The sequence below is a fragment of the Arthrobacter sp. 7Tela_A1 genome (genome assembly GCF_049311065.1).
In the GTDB taxonomy this organism is placed as follows: domain Bacteria; phylum Actinomycetota; class Actinomycetes; order Actinomycetales; family Micrococcaceae; genus Arthrobacter_B.
In genome coordinates this window covers 23,135-38,492 of sequence record NZ_JAXIOO010000033.1, presented here as the reverse complement: position 1 = coordinate 38,492, position 15,358 = coordinate 23,135, and the positions used below count along the sequence as shown (strand labels likewise).

At 67.0% G+C, this 15,358-nt stretch carries 8 protein-coding genes; 3 read left to right on the top strand and 5 right to left on the bottom strand.

Features of this window, described 5'->3' with window-relative positions; all coding sequences use genetic code 11:
• Nucleotides 1-33 precede the first annotated feature (33 nt).
• The 5 genes from TVB01_RS13115 to TVB01_RS13095 all read right to left on the bottom strand — a co-directional run bounded on the left by TVB01_RS13115 (nucleotide 34) and on the right by TVB01_RS13095 (nucleotide 6,627).
• Nucleotides 34-1,071: a hypothetical protein gene (locus TVB01_RS13115; protein WP_422456347.1), complete on the bottom strand. Its 1,038-nt coding sequence runs from the start codon at nucleotides 1,069-1,071 to the stop codon at nucleotides 34-36.
• On the bottom strand, nucleotides 1,068-2,384 hold the full coding sequence (locus tag TVB01_RS13110; protein ID WP_422456346.1) for an MFS transporter: 1,317 nt from the start codon (nucleotides 2,382-2,384) through the stop codon (nucleotides 1,068-1,070). Before TVB01_RS13110 ends, TVB01_RS13115 begins: the two co-directional genes overlap by 4 nt.
• A 2-nt stretch (nucleotides 2,385-2,386) precedes the next feature.
• On the bottom strand, nucleotides 2,387-3,103 hold the full coding sequence (locus TVB01_RS13105; protein ID WP_422456345.1) for a hypothetical protein: 717 nt from the start codon (nucleotides 3,101-3,103) through the stop codon (nucleotides 2,387-2,389).
• 1 nt (nucleotide 3,104) lies between these two features.
• The gene (locus TVB01_RS13100; protein WP_422456344.1) at nucleotides 3,105-5,819 is read right to left on the bottom strand and encodes a WecB/TagA/CpsF family glycosyltransferase; all 2,715 of its coding nucleotides are present in this window, start codon (nucleotides 5,817-5,819) and stop codon (nucleotides 3,105-3,107) included.
• 184 nt (nucleotides 5,820-6,003) lie between these two features.
• Entirely contained in the window at nucleotides 6,004-6,627 is a 624-nt protein-coding gene (locus TVB01_RS13095; protein ID WP_422456343.1) for an acyltransferase, read from the bottom strand.
• 237 nt (nucleotides 6,628-6,864) lie between these two features.
• Here TVB01_RS13095 and TVB01_RS13090 point away from each other — a divergent pair, with 237 nt between their 5' ends.
• The 3 genes from TVB01_RS13090 to TVB01_RS13080 all read left to right on the top strand — a co-directional run bounded on the left by TVB01_RS13090 (nucleotide 6,865) and on the right by TVB01_RS13080 (nucleotide 15,252).
• The gene (locus tag TVB01_RS13090) at nucleotides 6,865-9,558 is read left to right on the top strand and encodes an AAA family ATPase (protein WP_422456342.1); all 2,694 of its coding nucleotides are present in this window, start codon (nucleotides 6,865-6,867) and stop codon (nucleotides 9,556-9,558) included.
• Nucleotides 9,559-9,733: 175 nt separating this feature from the next.
• Nucleotides 9,734-12,526, top strand: coding sequence for a helix-turn-helix transcriptional regulator (locus TVB01_RS13085; RefSeq protein WP_422456341.1), 2,793 nt, complete (start codon nucleotides 9,734-9,736; stop codon nucleotides 12,524-12,526).
• Nucleotides 12,526-15,252: a LuxR C-terminal-related transcriptional regulator gene (locus TVB01_RS13080; protein ID WP_422456340.1), complete on the top strand. Its 2,727-nt coding sequence runs from the start codon at nucleotides 12,526-12,528 to the stop codon at nucleotides 15,250-15,252. The genes TVB01_RS13085 and TVB01_RS13080 overlap by 1 nt, the downstream gene beginning before the upstream one ends.
• The last annotated feature ends 106 nt before the right edge of the window (nucleotides 15,253-15,358 follow it).

Sequence of the window (15,358 nt, the reverse complement as noted above, 5' to 3'; positions counted from 1 at the left end):
GTCAGCGGGCGGGCAACTCAGCGGACGGGCAATTCAGCGGACGACGGCGGGGGACCAGGCGTGTGCCAGGAACACTTCCGGTTCCCCGCCGGCCAGGCTGAGGGACCAGACGTCCGAGTCCCCGGGCGCCCCGTCCCGGGGCAGGCCGTACAGCACGGTTGCGTCGTCGAGCCACTCGATCTGGTCATCAACCGAACGGGTCTCGGCCAGCACTGTTTCCTCCAGGCTGTCCAGCTCCAGTACTGCCACCCGCCAGTGCGGGGTGGCCGAGCCGGATACTTCCTTCTTGAACGCGATCCGCCGTCCGTCGGGTGACAGGGAGGGACATTCCACACCGTCCCGCAGTGCGGTCAGGGTCCGGGCGGCGAGGCTGCCGCGCACCAGCCAGGTGGCGTTCCCGCTCGCGGCCGTGGCGTAGAAGGTGTCGCCGTCGGCACTAAAGGTCACGCCCCACATATTGCGGTCGGCGGCTGTCACCCGCGTCCCGTCCACCAGCAGCGCGAAGTCCTCAATGTTGCCGTGGTCCGTCCCGTCTAAACCGGTGATGCGGGTTTCGGTGGAGAACCCGGTGCCGGCGTAGGAATGTCCCGTCACGAACGCCGTGGAGGCGATGAGTGAACCGTCGGGGGACACCCGGGTGCGGCTGGGGATCCCCGGCAGCGGCCAGGAATCAAGCGTCGTGCCGTCGGCGTCGAGCACCACGTCGGAGAAGGTGGTCATCACTCCCGGCGTTGTCTGCAGGCAGGACCGTACGGTCGCCGAAGCATAGATGCGGTCGCAGGCGGTGTCCTCCAGCCGCCGCGGACCTCCCGGGTCCGTCAGGGGCACGGTGCCAATGTGGCCATAACCGGCGCCTGAAGCGGTGTTGCGGAACATGACAAACCCGGCGGCCGGGGGCGGACCGGATGTTTCCAGCGCCACCCCGGGCGCCGCCGCCGAACGTTCACGGTAGTCCTGGAAAGAGGAAACACCGTAGAAAACACTCCCGCCGACAACTGCCGCAGTCACGACCGCCAAAAAACGCCAGCGCGCAGCGGAAGGCGCCGGGTGCTCCTCCTGCAGATCCGTCACTGCGTGGCCTCCGCCGCGGCGGCAGGTACCGGCTTCCGGACGGAAGCTGAACGGATGAGCCAGGCCGCCCCGGGAAGGACGACGGCCAACGCGGCCGCCGCCGTCCACAGCGCCGTCTCAGGGCCCAGCGCGTACCAGAGCACGCCGAAGAGGCTTGATGCGAGCATGCGGCCCACCGCTACCACCGTCTGAGCGGCGGCAATGCCCGTCGCCCGCACCCTGGCGGGCACTATGCCGCCCATGAGGGCTGCGAGTACGCCGTCGGTAGCGGCGTAGAAGGCGCCCAGGGCGAAGAGGCACATCACGGTTGCACCCAGACCGCCGAACCCGGCGCAGGCGTAGGCAGCGAGCAGGCCCACATGGCCTAGCAGGAACACCTTCTTTCGTCCCCAGCGGTCAGCCGCGCGGCCCAGCGGGATCGCCATGAGCAGGTAGGCAGCGTTGGTCCCTACGAACAGCAGGGGAAACCACACCGGATTGAAGCCGCCCGAGGTGAGCAGCAGCAGGTACAGGAAGCCGTCACCGACACTGAGCAGGGACAGCGCCCCGGCTGCCAGGAGCAGACGCCGGACGGTGGGCGTATTCAGCTCCCGCAGAGCCTGGCTGCGGGTGGGCCGTGCCGGCGCTGGACCCCCGGGTTCGGACTTTGTCACGGCAGGCTCAGAGCGGCCGGCAGCTTGCCGGGTGCGGAGGTTGGGAACCAGGAGCACCATCACCGCGACGCCCAGGATGGCAGCACCCAGGGAAACGACAAACACGGTGGAGTAGCCCTGCGGAATCACGAGGAGGATGCCGAAGGCAAGCAGCGGTCCGGCTGTTGCACCCACTGTGTCGAGCATCCGGTGCACACCGAAAGAGCGGGCCAGATGCTCGGGCTGGGCAGCCGTGGTGATCAGGGCGTCGCGCGGCGCGGTCCGGATGCCTTTGCCGATCCGGTCCATGGTGATCACCGACGCCACGGCCCCCACGGAGGCGGAGAACAGCAGCCCGGCGCGGGCGGCCATGGACAACCCGTAACCTGCGGCAGCCACCCACTTGGGCCGGTCCAGGGTATCCGAGGTCCAGCCCGCGGCAATCCGTACGACGGCGCTGATGCCTTGCTGGAGTCCGTCCAGGAAGCCGTAGGCCAGGATGGACAGACCCAGCGCACCGGTGAGGTAGACGGGCAGCACAGCGGCCACCGCTTCGGAGGAAACATCGGTGAGCAGGCTGACGATGCCCAGCCAGATAATCACCGGAGAGAGACGGAACGGAACGGAAGCCGCGCGGCGGTTCCGCCAGGGGGCGCGCTGGCCCGCGAGGGAGAGGTACATGGCTAGTCCTGGATGCCGGCGCGCAGGACGGCGAAGATCGAATAATCCATTGCCGTCCCGCCGGCCTCCGGCCCGATGCTCAGCGTTACCGAACTGGTGCCGTAGGACCACACTGCACTGGTGGTCCCGCCGACGGTTTCCTCAGCTCCGGGCTGGAAACCAAGGTTGCGGAAGTGCTCCGAATAGAAGGCGAGTACGTCGCGGGGTACCGCTGCGCCGGTGGCCCGGAGCCCGGCTTGAAGGGTGTTCCCGGAAGCTGCCACGGAAGAGGAAACCACTTCTGTGGCGGGAGCCGGCGGAACCAGCTGCTCAGGGAATCCTCCGACCAGCCGGCCCTCGGCGGCGTCGGCCGGCGGCAGCGGCAGGTTGATGAGGGTCATCGCTTCGGGCAGGTCCCGCGACGCCGGCAGCTCTCCGGCGCCGTCGCCCGCCGAGGCGGGCGGGACTTCCAGGGGACGTTCCGGGTCAGGCACCGCAGCCGGAGGCTGGGTGTTGGGGACAGCCAAGGTCTCTTCACCGGAGTTGCTGCCTGGCTCCTGGCCGGCGTCAGCCTGCCTGCCGGGGGCAGTCTCTGGGACGGGTTCCCGCGAGTTGGCGGCCGGGTCTTGCGGTTTGGGACCTGCCAGGCTGGACAGGAAGATCCCGCCGCCCACCAGCAGTGCAGAAAGGAAGAGACCGGCGAGGACGAAACCCCTGGTGCCGCGCAGCTTGCCGGGCATCCTAGGACACCCTCCCGTGAGCCGCGGATCCGGTGCGGGAGCTGGTGTCCCGTTCCCACGCGGTACCCGCCCGGGAGGAGGCCGCCAGACGCCGTCCGGCCAGGGTGAAGACGATGTAGACGGAGGCGTCAAAGGCGCTGCGCGGCCCGCGCACTGCGGCCAGGATGCCCGCGGCGCTGCCCAGTGCGGTGCTGTGCAGCGCGCCCTGCTCGGAGTTGCCGCGGTAGGTCCGCCGCAGGATGGCCAGCAGCCCGGGAACGTCGCGCGGCAGGCGCACCAGCACAGGGGGACAGTCCAGGACTGCTTTCTCCGGCCCGGTGAAGAGCCGGTCAACGTAGAGGTCATCGGCGACGACGGCGGGCAGGGCCCCCAGCCGTTTCCCGGCCTCGGCGCTGAGCGCGTAGGCTCCAGCGCCCCAGAGTGCCTGCCGGGCACCGGGGAGATGGCGCCGGGCCCGGTAATAGCTCCGGACGAGGAAGCTGGCTCCGGCCAGGTCATAGTCCACGGCGGGCCGGACCGCGAGCGGGCCGTCCTGGAGAGCTTCGAATACTGCGCGGACGGTTTCCGGGCGGACCGTGATGTCGGCGTCCAGGTAGAGCCGCGGCCAGTTGTCTGCGGCCTTGTTGCCCGCGTTCAGCGCGGCTGTCTTGGACGCTTCACGCAGCTCCAGGACCCGTACGCCGGGGCGGGACTTGGCCACGTCGGCCGAGGCATCCGAACAGCCGTTGCACACCACGATCACTTCCGTCCCGGCCTCGATCACCGGTGCCAGGGCGTCCAGCGTTCCGTCGAGAACGGTTTCCTCGTTATGGCACGGGATGATGACGGTTCCCTGCGGGAAGGGCGTGCCCGCACCGTCCTGGACGGAGGCCGGACGCTGCGCCTGGGGAAGGGCTGCCCGCCGGCCCGGGCGCACCAGCGCCGCCACTGCCAACCTGTGGCCTGCGCCGCCGAGACGCAGCGTTTCGGCGAGCAGCACCACGCCTCGGAAGGCGGCCGCATAGCCTGCACTGCGGTGCAGTTCCGCATACCGGACCCGGTTAACAGCCATCAGGGCAGCGAGCGCCGGGGCCTGCCCGGAGCCTCCCCGTCGGTGGATCATTGAGGCTGCCGGTTCAAACCAGACTGCTGCCCCGGCAGCTCGGGCCCTGCGGAAGTAATCGGTCTCCTCCGAGTAGAGGAAGAAGGATTCGTTCCAGTTCCCAAGCCGGCGCGCCAGCGGCATGTCCACCAAGACGGCGGCACCGGTTGCCCAGTCCACCGGATGCGCGTAACGGTAGGCCTCGGCGTCGTACTCGATTTCGGACAACCAGGCCGGCCTGCGGGACAGGCGCCGGCCCGCCAGCGCGTCGCCGAAGGCACGGGTGATGGTTGGTTCCCGGCGGAGGGAGGAATACGTGCTGCCGTCTTCATCTGCCAGCAGTGGCACCACGATTCCGCTGCCGATGCCATGCAGCCGGCGCAGCATCGCCGCGACGGCGCCGCGGCAGACCCTCAAATCGGGATTCAGGACCAAGACGGCACCGGCGTCGCCCGCGTACTGCGCCGCAGCGTTAATGCCCCCTGCGTAGCCGAGGTTGCCGCCGGTCTCCACGAGCCGGACGTCGGGGTGTGCCGTCAGAACCGCCACTGTGGCATCGGTGGAGGAGTTATCTGCCACGACCACGCGGATGGACAGGTCTGCTGTTTCCGCGCGCAGTGAGCCCAGGAAGTCCCCGAGGTCCCGCTCGTTATTGTGGGTAACGGTCAGGACAACGACGTCGGCGTAGCCGTCCGGGGGTGCGAAGCCGCCCGGTAGGGACAGGGCGCTCAGGGGGCGCAGCGGTTCCTTGTCCGGAACCTCGCGCACGGGTTTGGCTGTGGCCGGGACGCGGGCGGGCAGGCGCAGCCGCAGGTAAGCAGGCGGTCCCTGCAAGAGATAGCGTTTGGCCATTCGGCGGGGCTCCAGGGCCAGGCGCCAGGCCCATTCCAGGCCGTTGCTGCCCACCCACTCGGGGGCGCGCTGGATCCGGCCGGCCAGGAAGTCGACCACGGCGCCGAATGCCAGCAGCACATCGGCTCCGGTGGCAGCGCCATGCTCCGCGATCCACAGTTCCTGCCGCGGTTTGCCGAGGCCCACCACCAGGATGTCCACCCGGGCGCCGGCGATTTCCGCCGTGAGCTCGCGGTTGGCTTCAGGGTCGGTGAGCAGGCCGCGCTGCGGTGCCCAGCATCCGGCCAGGATGAGGTCCGGACGCTGCTGGGCAAGTACCTGCTGCAGCCGCTGGTGGGTTTCGGATGTGCCGCCCAGGAAGCCTACGCGGAGGCCGCGCTTCCCACAGTGGTCCAGCAGCGGTTCGATGAGGTCACTGCCGGCCAGCCGTGGCCACCGGCGGCCGGACAGGGCGCTCGCCCGCGCGGCGACGGGTGCACCGTCAATGACGTTCAGCCACTCGGGTCCGCCGCCGTCTCCCGGCAGGTCCAGTGCGCCGTTCCAGCGTCCGGCCGTTCCGAAGTAGTGCACGTGATCCAGGTTGATGGATGCGACGGCCAACGGCACGTTCCCGCCGCCGCCAGCCCGTTCCACAATCCTGGCGAGGGCATCGCCTGCCGTCAGCAGGTCCACGCAGACGCCGCCGAGGACCACACGGGTGCGGTCCTTTCCGGGATTCCTTCCGGAGTGTTTTCCGGAGACGTGCCTGCCCCGGACAGGGGTGCCCGTTTGTCTGCCTTGCATTGCCAAGTCCACTCCTACGGCTCGTTGCTTCGAGCCAAAACAATAGGAGGGGGATGAAACAGCGGGCTGGGTAGCAGTTACTGGTCTGCACGGACGACTAAAACGGGTGGAACACCGGCGGGCACGAAGAGGTACGCGAACATCCCGCCCCGGCTAAGTAGCGTGGGCGGGATCCGGCGGAACGCTAACCTGCGGAACGGGAAGGTACCGGTGAGAGCCTGTCCTCCTCCAGCCGGAACAGTTCTCCCGTGACCGGACAGCTGAATTCACCGTCAGCGGGACCAGGGACCAGGGGATGGCCGGCGCGCCCGACCCACCCCAATTGCCGGGCGGGTACTCCGGCGACGACAGCGTAGGCGGGAACATCGCGGGTCACCACGGCACCTGCTGCCACGGTGGCCCAGGCGCCGATCCGGACCGGGGCAATGCACACCGCCCGGGCGCCTATCGCGGCGCCGTCGCACACTTCCACGCCCACCGGGTGCCAGTCCTCGGAGCTCTTGAGCGATCCGTCCGGATTCACTGCCCGGGGGTAGGTGTCATTCGTAAAGACCACAGCCGGTCCGACAAAAACGCCGTTGCCCAGCACCGCCGGTTCGTAGACCAGGGCATGATTCTGGATCTTGCAGTTTTCTCCCATGCGCACCCCCGGACCGATGTAGGCGCCGCGGCCAATAATGCAGTTCGCTCCGATCTCAGTGTCTTCGCGTACCTGGGCCAAATGCCAGATAAGGGTTCCTTGGCCAATTGATGCGTTCTCTGCGACGTCTGCCGTTGCGTTGATGCCGTTGTTCCTGCTGCTGAGCATGCTGCGTCCTCTCGTCCCCCGCGCAGCCTGTGTCCGCTGTGCTGGCCATACCCTACAGCCGAAGCAGCGGTGTAGGTATCAGCGGGGCTGTCCCAAGTAGCGGCCTGTCCAGGCATGCCTGGCTCCCCGGTCCAAGTGGTGCAAAGGCAGTAGTAATTACTTGTAGGCGCGTCCGCCGCACCCACCTACGATCTGTGCTCGACCACCCATGATCATGTTGGCCAGAGGCGGAAATCCATGCGCGTTGCACCACCCGCACAGCTCAATCCAGGCCGTGCCTCAGGCAGCACGCAGACACCTCTCATCGGACGTACGGAGGCGCTGCGCGCTGCCAGGACATCGCTGGAGGGCAACGGGGGAGCCGTCATCGTCGGACCCGAAGGCATCGGCAAGACAGCGCTGGCCAACTTTGCAGCGGGTGAGGCGGGTCATCAATTCCACGTTGTGCACATCCGCGGCAGCAAAGTCGCTGCCCGCACGGACTACGGGGCGCTGAGCTGGCTGCTCAGTGAGCTGCCGGAGACAGCGCTGAGCAACCCTGTCCAGGTGCTCAGGGCACTGAAGCTGCACCTGGATGAACGTTCCCGGGGCCGGCGGGTGCTCTTGGTGGTGGACAACGCCCACGAATTGGACTCCCTCAGCCAAACCGTCACAGTGCAGCTGCTGCGCCAGTCGGATGCTGCCCTGCTGGCGACCACGCCGGACCTGCTGCTGTGCGGGGAAGAACTGGTCCGGCTGTGGTCTGACGGAAAGGTCCGCAGGATAGATCTTGGTCCGTTGAACATCTCCGATGCTCAGGCCCTCATGGAAAGAATCATCCAGGGGCGCCCTTCAGGGGTTGCAGCGCAAGCGGTCTGGGCGCATGCAAAGGGCAATCCGCTGTTTACCTCCCTGCTCTGCCGGGACCAGATCGCAGCCGGCCGCATTCAGGAACGAGGGGGCACCTGGACACTTACGGGTCCGGTGACGTTCTCGGGAGAAATGTCCGACTGGATGGAGTCCTGGTACCGCGATATACCGCTCCCGCAGCGCAAGGTGGTGGAACTGGTCTCCTTGTGTCCGGGCCTTCCCATGGCAACCCTGCTCAACGTCGTGGACGCTGAGCCGGTGGATGCCCTTGAAGAACGCGGGACACTGAAGGTCGAAAACGGTGAAAGCGCTGTGTACCTGGGCGATCCGCTCTATGCGCGGATGGTGGCGGGGCTGATACCGGTCGGCCGGTCGTTCGACCTCTGGCAGGAGATCCTGGAGACGAACCCGGATCTGCGGGACTTTACCGACACCGCCGTGAGGGCTTACGCGGAATGGTTTTCGGAATCGGGCGAAGGCATCGACGCTGACATCGCCCGGCGTGCCTGCGCTGCAGCCAATGACGCGGGGGACGCGGAGGCCGTGCTCAAAATTGCTGCCGCAGTTCCCACCCTGGCAACGGACCCGCTGCTGAGGCTGGAACGTTCCAGGGCACTGCGGGCGGCGCAGCGGCACCGGGCAGCGGAACGGGAACTGCACGCGGTCGTTGCGGCCGGAAACGCCGCAACCCAGGTACCCGCCTGCCTGGAGCTGGCTACGCTGGCGCGCTCGCTGCCCGAGCCGCGTCTGCAAGCGGGGGAAGCGCTGGAGCACGCCGAGGCAGCCGCTGAAAGGGTCTCCGCGCCGGAGCGGACGTCATTCCGGAACGAGGTTGTGGCGGCCCGGGCTGCGCTGGCCGTCCTGGACACGGATCTCACCGCGGTTCCCGGGGACCTTGCCGCGCTGTGCAGGGACCGCAGCGCCTCCGAATCCGTGCGTTTGAGGGCAAGGGCGAGCCGGTGCCAGTTGCTTGCGCTGGGCGGCTTCAGCGGAGAAGCGAGCGAAGAGGCAACAGCGTTGTGGCACAGCCTGGATAATGCGGGAGAGCTTCCACCTTCCGTTGAAGCCGAGGTTCTTGGCGGAATCACCTCCACGTATGTGATGTGCAGCGAACTGTCCCAGGGGCTTGAGGTGCTTTCGAAAGCGTCGCACCGGTGCCTGGATTCCTTTCCCGGCGGGTGGTCCGACGTGCCTTACGGAGTGATCAATGCCTTGGGCGGGCGGGTCGACACCGCCTTGGAATTCCTTCTGCCGGCCCTGCGTCAGTTGCAGGTCAGCGACCCGCAGGGGCAGCTGCCAATGGCGTACGCCGCGGTGGCGTACTGCTACGCGGCTCGCCAGGAATGGGACGCCATGGCGGATTACCTGGCTGCAAGTCCCGACTTCGGGATGCGCCCGCCGGCACAGATAGCGGCGGTTACCCGGTTCTTCCAGGCAGCAGCGGTCCTGGCACGCAGGGCGGATGCAGATGCCGCCGCTGCCCTGACAGCCCAGGGAACGCTGGCCGCGGAGCAGGGCAACTACCCCGAGGCCGTGATGTGCCTGGCGGCAGCCGCCCTGGCCGGGGACATCCAGGCTGCGATGGCCCTGGAAGCGGCGGCCGCGAAAGCCGAAGGTCCGGCCGCTCAAATGTGGCGGGCGCTGGGGTCCGGTCTCCTGCAGGAGTCGCCCGAGGTCCAGCTCGACGCAGCCGAAGCCCTGCTGGGCAGGGGGTTGATTGATCTGGGGTACAAGACCGCGCTCAGGGCGCGGGAGGCCGCCGAAACGCACAACAACCGGCACCTGACGCGGCGGGCGCGCATGGCGGCCAACGAATCCTTCCGCCTGCTTTCAGATGCCAACAGCATCAGCCGGCGCCTGGACGAACTGTCCGAGTTTGAAAGGGACCTCGCGGTTCGGGCCGCGCACGGGGAAAGCAGCTCCGGCCTGGGGAGTGCCCTCCATCTGTCGCCACGCACGGTGGACTGGCATCTGGGCCGTATTTTCCAGAAACTGCACGTCTCGGGCCGGGCCGAATTGAGACAGCTCCTCGGCGATGCCGACAGCGGCCAGGCCAAGAACCAGGACACCTTACACAAGTAGTCGGAGCGCCGCTGGGGGAGAAGACCGAGTAGCGGCATGGAATTTCACCGGTGTTATTCGAGTATGGACCCCGGATCATTGGTAATTGCTACTCATGCCGCGCTCCTGTGCCCTCCCTAGTGTGTTGAGCGTCTGCCAACGCGGGCAAGAATGCTTGCTGTAGGAAGAGGTCTCAGTGGAGAATCATCATTCGACCGGCGCCAATGCACTCAAGGCGCACCCCCCGACTATTGGTAACCCAACTGCCCGCCACGCGGCTCCGGACGCGTTGTTCCTGGGACGTTCCGGACTGGTTAAGGCCATGGCAGAGCGCCTGCACCCCGAGTCCGCTGCCAGCGGCTGCCTTCTCATCGGCGAGGCAGGCAGCGGGAAGAGCGCGCTTATGCGGCACGTGCTGCAGGTATATGGCAAGGGTTCATACACCATCCATATCCGGGGTTCCGCCTTTGCGAGACGGACGCCTTTCGGAGCCCTGACGTTCCTCCTGTCGGATTTGGAGCCGGAGGTGTCCTCCCACCCCGTGCTGATCCTGCGCGGGCTGACTGAGCTGATACGTGCACGTGCTGCCGGCCAGACCGTCATCCTGGCCGTGGACAATGCCGAGGAACTTGACGAGTTCTCGGCCATGGTCCTCAGCCAGATGGTGGTGAACCGTTCGGCCCATATGTTCGCTGCCTTCCGGGATTTCAGTGCCGCTCCCGCGGAGTTCATGGGGCTGTGGAGGGAAGGCCTGCTGACCCGCCTGGACCTTGAACCAATGCTTCCCTCCGAATGCGCCCACCTGCTGGAGGCGGAGCTCCGCGGGCCGGTGAGCCGGGCGGCCGCCGAGGACCTGACCCGGGTGAGCGGCGGAAATCCAAGCCTGCTGCTGGCCGCGGCCGCAGACTACCGGGACTGTGGGCGTTTGGCACTTTCCGGAGGTGTCTGGGTACTTGCCCCCGACACGGAGTGCGTCTTTCCCCGGCTCTACGCGGCCATGGGTCCCAGGCTTTCGGGTGTCACGCAGGGGCAGAGGGAACTCCTTGACGTCCTTGCCCTCTGCGGTGCCCTTCCCCTCCTTCAGGTACTCGAACGCCTGGACAGCACGGAGGTGGATACCCTTCAGGAAGCAGGGCTGCTGCAGCTCACCCACTCCGGGGTACCGGTCCTGTCCCTCGCCGACCCTGCGTTCGGGGCAATCCTCCGCTCCCAGCTCGATACCGCACGCAGGAAGGATCTGCTGGACCGCTTCCCGCCCGACCAGGACGTCGCCTGGCCGCATCTCACGGCCGAATGGTTCATTTCGGCGGGCGCCAAGGTTTCCGCCCCGCTGGCCCTCTCAGCGGCGCAGGCCGCGAACGGGTCCGGAAATCCTGCGGCGGCAGAACGGTTCATCGCTGCGGATCCAAACCATATCTCCTCTCCCGCGGCTGTCCTGGAACTTGCCCTCTCCCGTCTCCGCAGGGGCGACGCCCGCGCAGCTGCGGACGCCGTCGCCCGTCACCGGGCCTGCGGCTTGGGTGCCGGCACCTCCCTGGCAGATGTCCGCCTGCTGCTTATCGAAAGCAGCGCCCTGTGCCAGACAGAAAGCGCACGCAGTGGAGAAACCGGTGAACGGCTGCGGCTGCTGCGCGAACAGATTCACACTGACGGACACGCAGGCCTGCTCGACGAGGCAGAGACCATGCTGGCATCCCTGAAGCTCCACGAGATGGAGCGCGGTGAAGCGGCGCGGCTGGAGCGGGATCTCATTTTGGCCCGGGCCCGGTGCCTTTCCCAGCACGGCCAGTACCGCGAGAGCGTGTCCCTGCTCAGCGGGGTCTATGCCCGGGGCGACGAAAACGGCCGCGGATTCCGGATTCTCGTGGGTTCTTGGCTGTGCACCGCGTGGGGTATGACTGACAGGCAAGCTGACGCACAGGAGCTCGCTGCCACTCTTTGGCACATGCTCGTCGACGGCTCCCGGCCGGACCTCACACAGGAAGAGGCCGCGGAAGCCCAGTCACGCATTATTCACATGCTGCTCGTTACGGGGGCTGTATCGGTCGCCGCCGAGTACCTGGCCGCAGATGAGGACAACGGTGCATCCTACGGCGGCACCCTTCGTGAGGTCTCGGATGGCATGCTCCATGCCTTCGCAGGCCGGGGGGCCGCGGCTACGGCCAAACTGCTTCCTGCCGTCCGCCAGCTTGAAGCCTCCGATCCGGGGGGCCTGCTGCCCGCGGTCAGCGCTGCCGCTGCTTACGCCGCAGCTCTCCAGGGGCAGCGGGACCGGGCAGAGGAACACCTGCGGACAGCGGACCTTGGATCAGCACCGAAACACGCGGACCTGCACCGAACAGGGACTCATTTCACGGTGCTGGCCAGAGGGCTGCTGGGGTCTGCGGATGCTGCGGAGCAAATGGCCGCGCTGGCTGATGCTGACGAGGCCCGGGGCGCCGGTACTTTTGCCCTGCTGGGGCTCGTCAGCGCAGTGCGCCTGGGCAGCACCGATAAGGCGCAGCAACTGCTTGACGTCGCTTCCGGACTGCAGGGACGGTTCGCCGCGTTTGCCGAAGACTACGCCAAGGGCTCCGGTGGATACGATGCCCAGCTGCTCCTGCTTGCGGCGGACGCCGCAGCTGCGCTGGGACACGAACTGCTGGCACACGAAACAGGGGAGCGGGCGCTGGAGGTCGCTTCCGGTGCCGGGGACCGCGCCACTGTCCGTTTCATCCACCGCAGCCGGAGGCTTCAGTCAGGTGAGGGGGAAGGCGACGGCGAGGTGGAGGACTGCCTGCGCGGACTCACCACGCGCGAGCGGGTTATCGCGCGCCATGCAGCCGCCGGGACAACCAACAAGATGATTGCCTCCGAGCTTTCGATTTCTGTCCGGACCGTTGAAGGACATCTCTACCAGATCTACTCCAAACTGCATGTCGGAAGCCGGCGGGAACTGGCCCGGCTTATCGCCAGCAGCAAAGCAGCCTCGGCACAGGGAGAACTCTGATGGCAGCGGTGACACACCATTCGCATCCCTTCCTGAGGGGTGCTGAAGCGGATTCAATCGTGAACAACCTGCTGGATCCGGTCTTGCGGGGATCCCTGGTCCTGGGCCCGGAAGGCATGGGCAAGAGTGCGCTGGCAGATGAGGTCCTCCGCCGGCTTGAGGGCGTCGTTGCCCCCTACCGGATCCACGGCAGCCCGGTGCTGTCCCGGATCCCTTACAGTGCGCTGACTCCCTTTATGGAAAGGGCTTTGGAAGAGGACCTCGCATCACCGCTGATGGTGCTCCGCAATATCCGCCGCTATTTCCAGACCCGGGCAGAAGCCGGGCATCCGCAGGCACTGCTGGTCGTCGATGATGCCCACCATCTTGATGAGGCTTCCAGCCACGTGCTGGTCCAGCTCGCCATGTCGGGAGAGCTGAGGCTTCTTGTCCTTTCGCGGAACCGCAGTGTCCACATCCAGGAGCTGCTCTCACTGGCCAGGGACGGGCTGATGTCCCGCGTGGACCTGCAGCCGCTTTCCGTGGAAGCCGTACACCAGCAGTGCATCAACGAGCTCGGCGGACCCCTGCTGCGTGCATCCAGTGCAGTCCTCGCCCGGGTATCGGGTGGCAACCCGATGTACATCAAGGCTTTGCTTTCCGGTGCCAAACGCCGAGGTGAACTGCTGCAGCGCAACGGTGCCTGGTACCTGCGTGCGCTTCCCACTGGCTTGGAACCGTCAGTACAGGATCTGGCCAAGCGGCTGCTGGCCAGCCGGCCGGCCGCGGAGAGGCTGGTCCTGGAAGCGGTGGCGCTCGCGGGTGTTCTGCCGCGCGGACCCTTGGTGATGCTTGGTGGGCAGGAGGCGGTCCACACCCTGGTGGAGGAAGGGTATATGGAACCGGCTGCCAACGTCCCTGAGCAGCTGCGGATGGTTCAGCCCCTGCACGCAGAGGCTATTCGCAGCCTGGTGCCGCCCATGAGGAGCATGGAAATACGACGGAAGCTGCTGGAGGCAGACACCAGCGAGCGGATTCCGCAGACTCCGAGGTTTGTTTCCTGGGCGCTTGATTGCGGGGCCGCCTCACCGGACAGTGAACTGTTGCTGGGCGCTCGGGCGGCCAGCGCTGACGGCGACGCGGAAACGGCCCTGCGCCTTGCCCTCGCCATCACCCCAGGGCCTCTGGCAGTTGCAGGCCGGATCGAGGCTGCCGCTGCGCAGCTCGCGCTGGGCCGTATTTCGGAAGCCCGGGCAGGCCTCGAGGACGCCGTTCTCACGGCTCCCGACACGGAAACCCTTGATTACGCCGTGCTGGTCAGCGCCCAACTCGCTGCTTGCTCCGACGACGCGGCAGACCGGCTCGGGTCCCTGGCGAAGGACTGGTCGGTACGGGACGGGCAACTCGCCGGGCAGGACCGGGGGGAGGGGCGCGATGCCTGGATGGCCGCTGGTCTCAGTGTGCTGGCTTTGTGGGCGAGGACGGCAGAAGGAAATCTCCTGGTATCCGGTGAATCGGCGTCGACGACCATGGCGTTGCTCACTGCTCTGGGCGGTGAAGGGCAGGACGAATTGTCGCCTGCTGTCTGCCAAATCAAGGCACTCGGCTTCGCGCTCGCATGCGAAGTGCTGACCGCAGCCGGGTCAATCGGGCAGGCAGTGCAGGCAGCCCGCCAGGCGCGGGAGTGCCTCTCTCAAAGCGCCTTGACGTCCAGTACCACGCGTGCGAACGTCCTGGTCAGGCACAGTCTGGCGCTGCTCCATGGAGGACGGTTCGAGAATCTGGACCGGATGCTTTCGGATGAGCTTCATTCCGCCCCCCATGTTCTTCTGGCAATCGGAGGAACCTTGGGGGTTTTGGAGGGAGCTTTGGAGATTCGCCAGGGCCGCTACCGTGAAGGGCTCCGCCGCATGAGACCGGCCATCGAGGTGCTGCGGGGCCGGGACCCGGAGCGGCTCCTGCCGTATGCCTTGGCCCTGGCGGCGTACGTGGCCGTCGTCGTTGATGACACCAGCCCCGCCACGCGGTTTGCCGCTGAACTGCGCGGACTGGGCTACAAGGGTCCTCGGGCGCTGGAGTTGACCGCCGGCGCTTTCGCGGCTGCTGCGCAGTCACAGCAGGACGCGGCGGACCCACCGGCCCGGGTGCGTGAACTGGCGGCTGAAGCCCGCCGGCTGGGGCAGCTGGCAGCCGAGAAGGATATCCTCGAACTTGCCGTTGCCATCGGTGACCTCAAGCAGGCGAGGCGGCTTGTGGATCTCACTGATTCCTTTGAAGGAGCGGAAGCTGCGGCACTTCACGCGTACGCCGCCGCCGTGGCTGCGGATAATCCCGAGCAGATGGTCTCGGCAGCGGATGAGGCGGTTCGGTGCCGCAAGTTCCTGGTGGCAGTTGAGTGCATCGGGCACGCCATTCGCTACTACGGTGCCCATAACAATCTGAGGCGGCAACGCGCCCTGATCCAGCAGCTGCGCCGCCGGAGGGACGAACTTGCGGGCGTGACGGTGTCCTATCTGAGCCCCAACGTCCACCAGGTGCGGCTGACCAAACGCGAGCATGAGATCGTGGCGCTGCTGCTCGAGGACGCCAGCACCAAGGACATCGCGACTCGTTTCACCCTCTCGCAGCGAACGGTTGAGGGCCATGTGTACCGGATTTACGTCAAGCTGGGAATCGGCCGGCGCACGGAGCTGGAGGCCGTTTACCGCGCGCTGGAAGCTGAGCCGCGCGTCTCGGCGGGGCAATAGTCCGTGCCCGTGACCGGCCGGTCAACATCCTGAATCCAGAAGCCTAAGGACCCGGACAGTGTGCCGCAGTGCGTAGTCCGCACTGCGGCACACTGCTGACCGCATT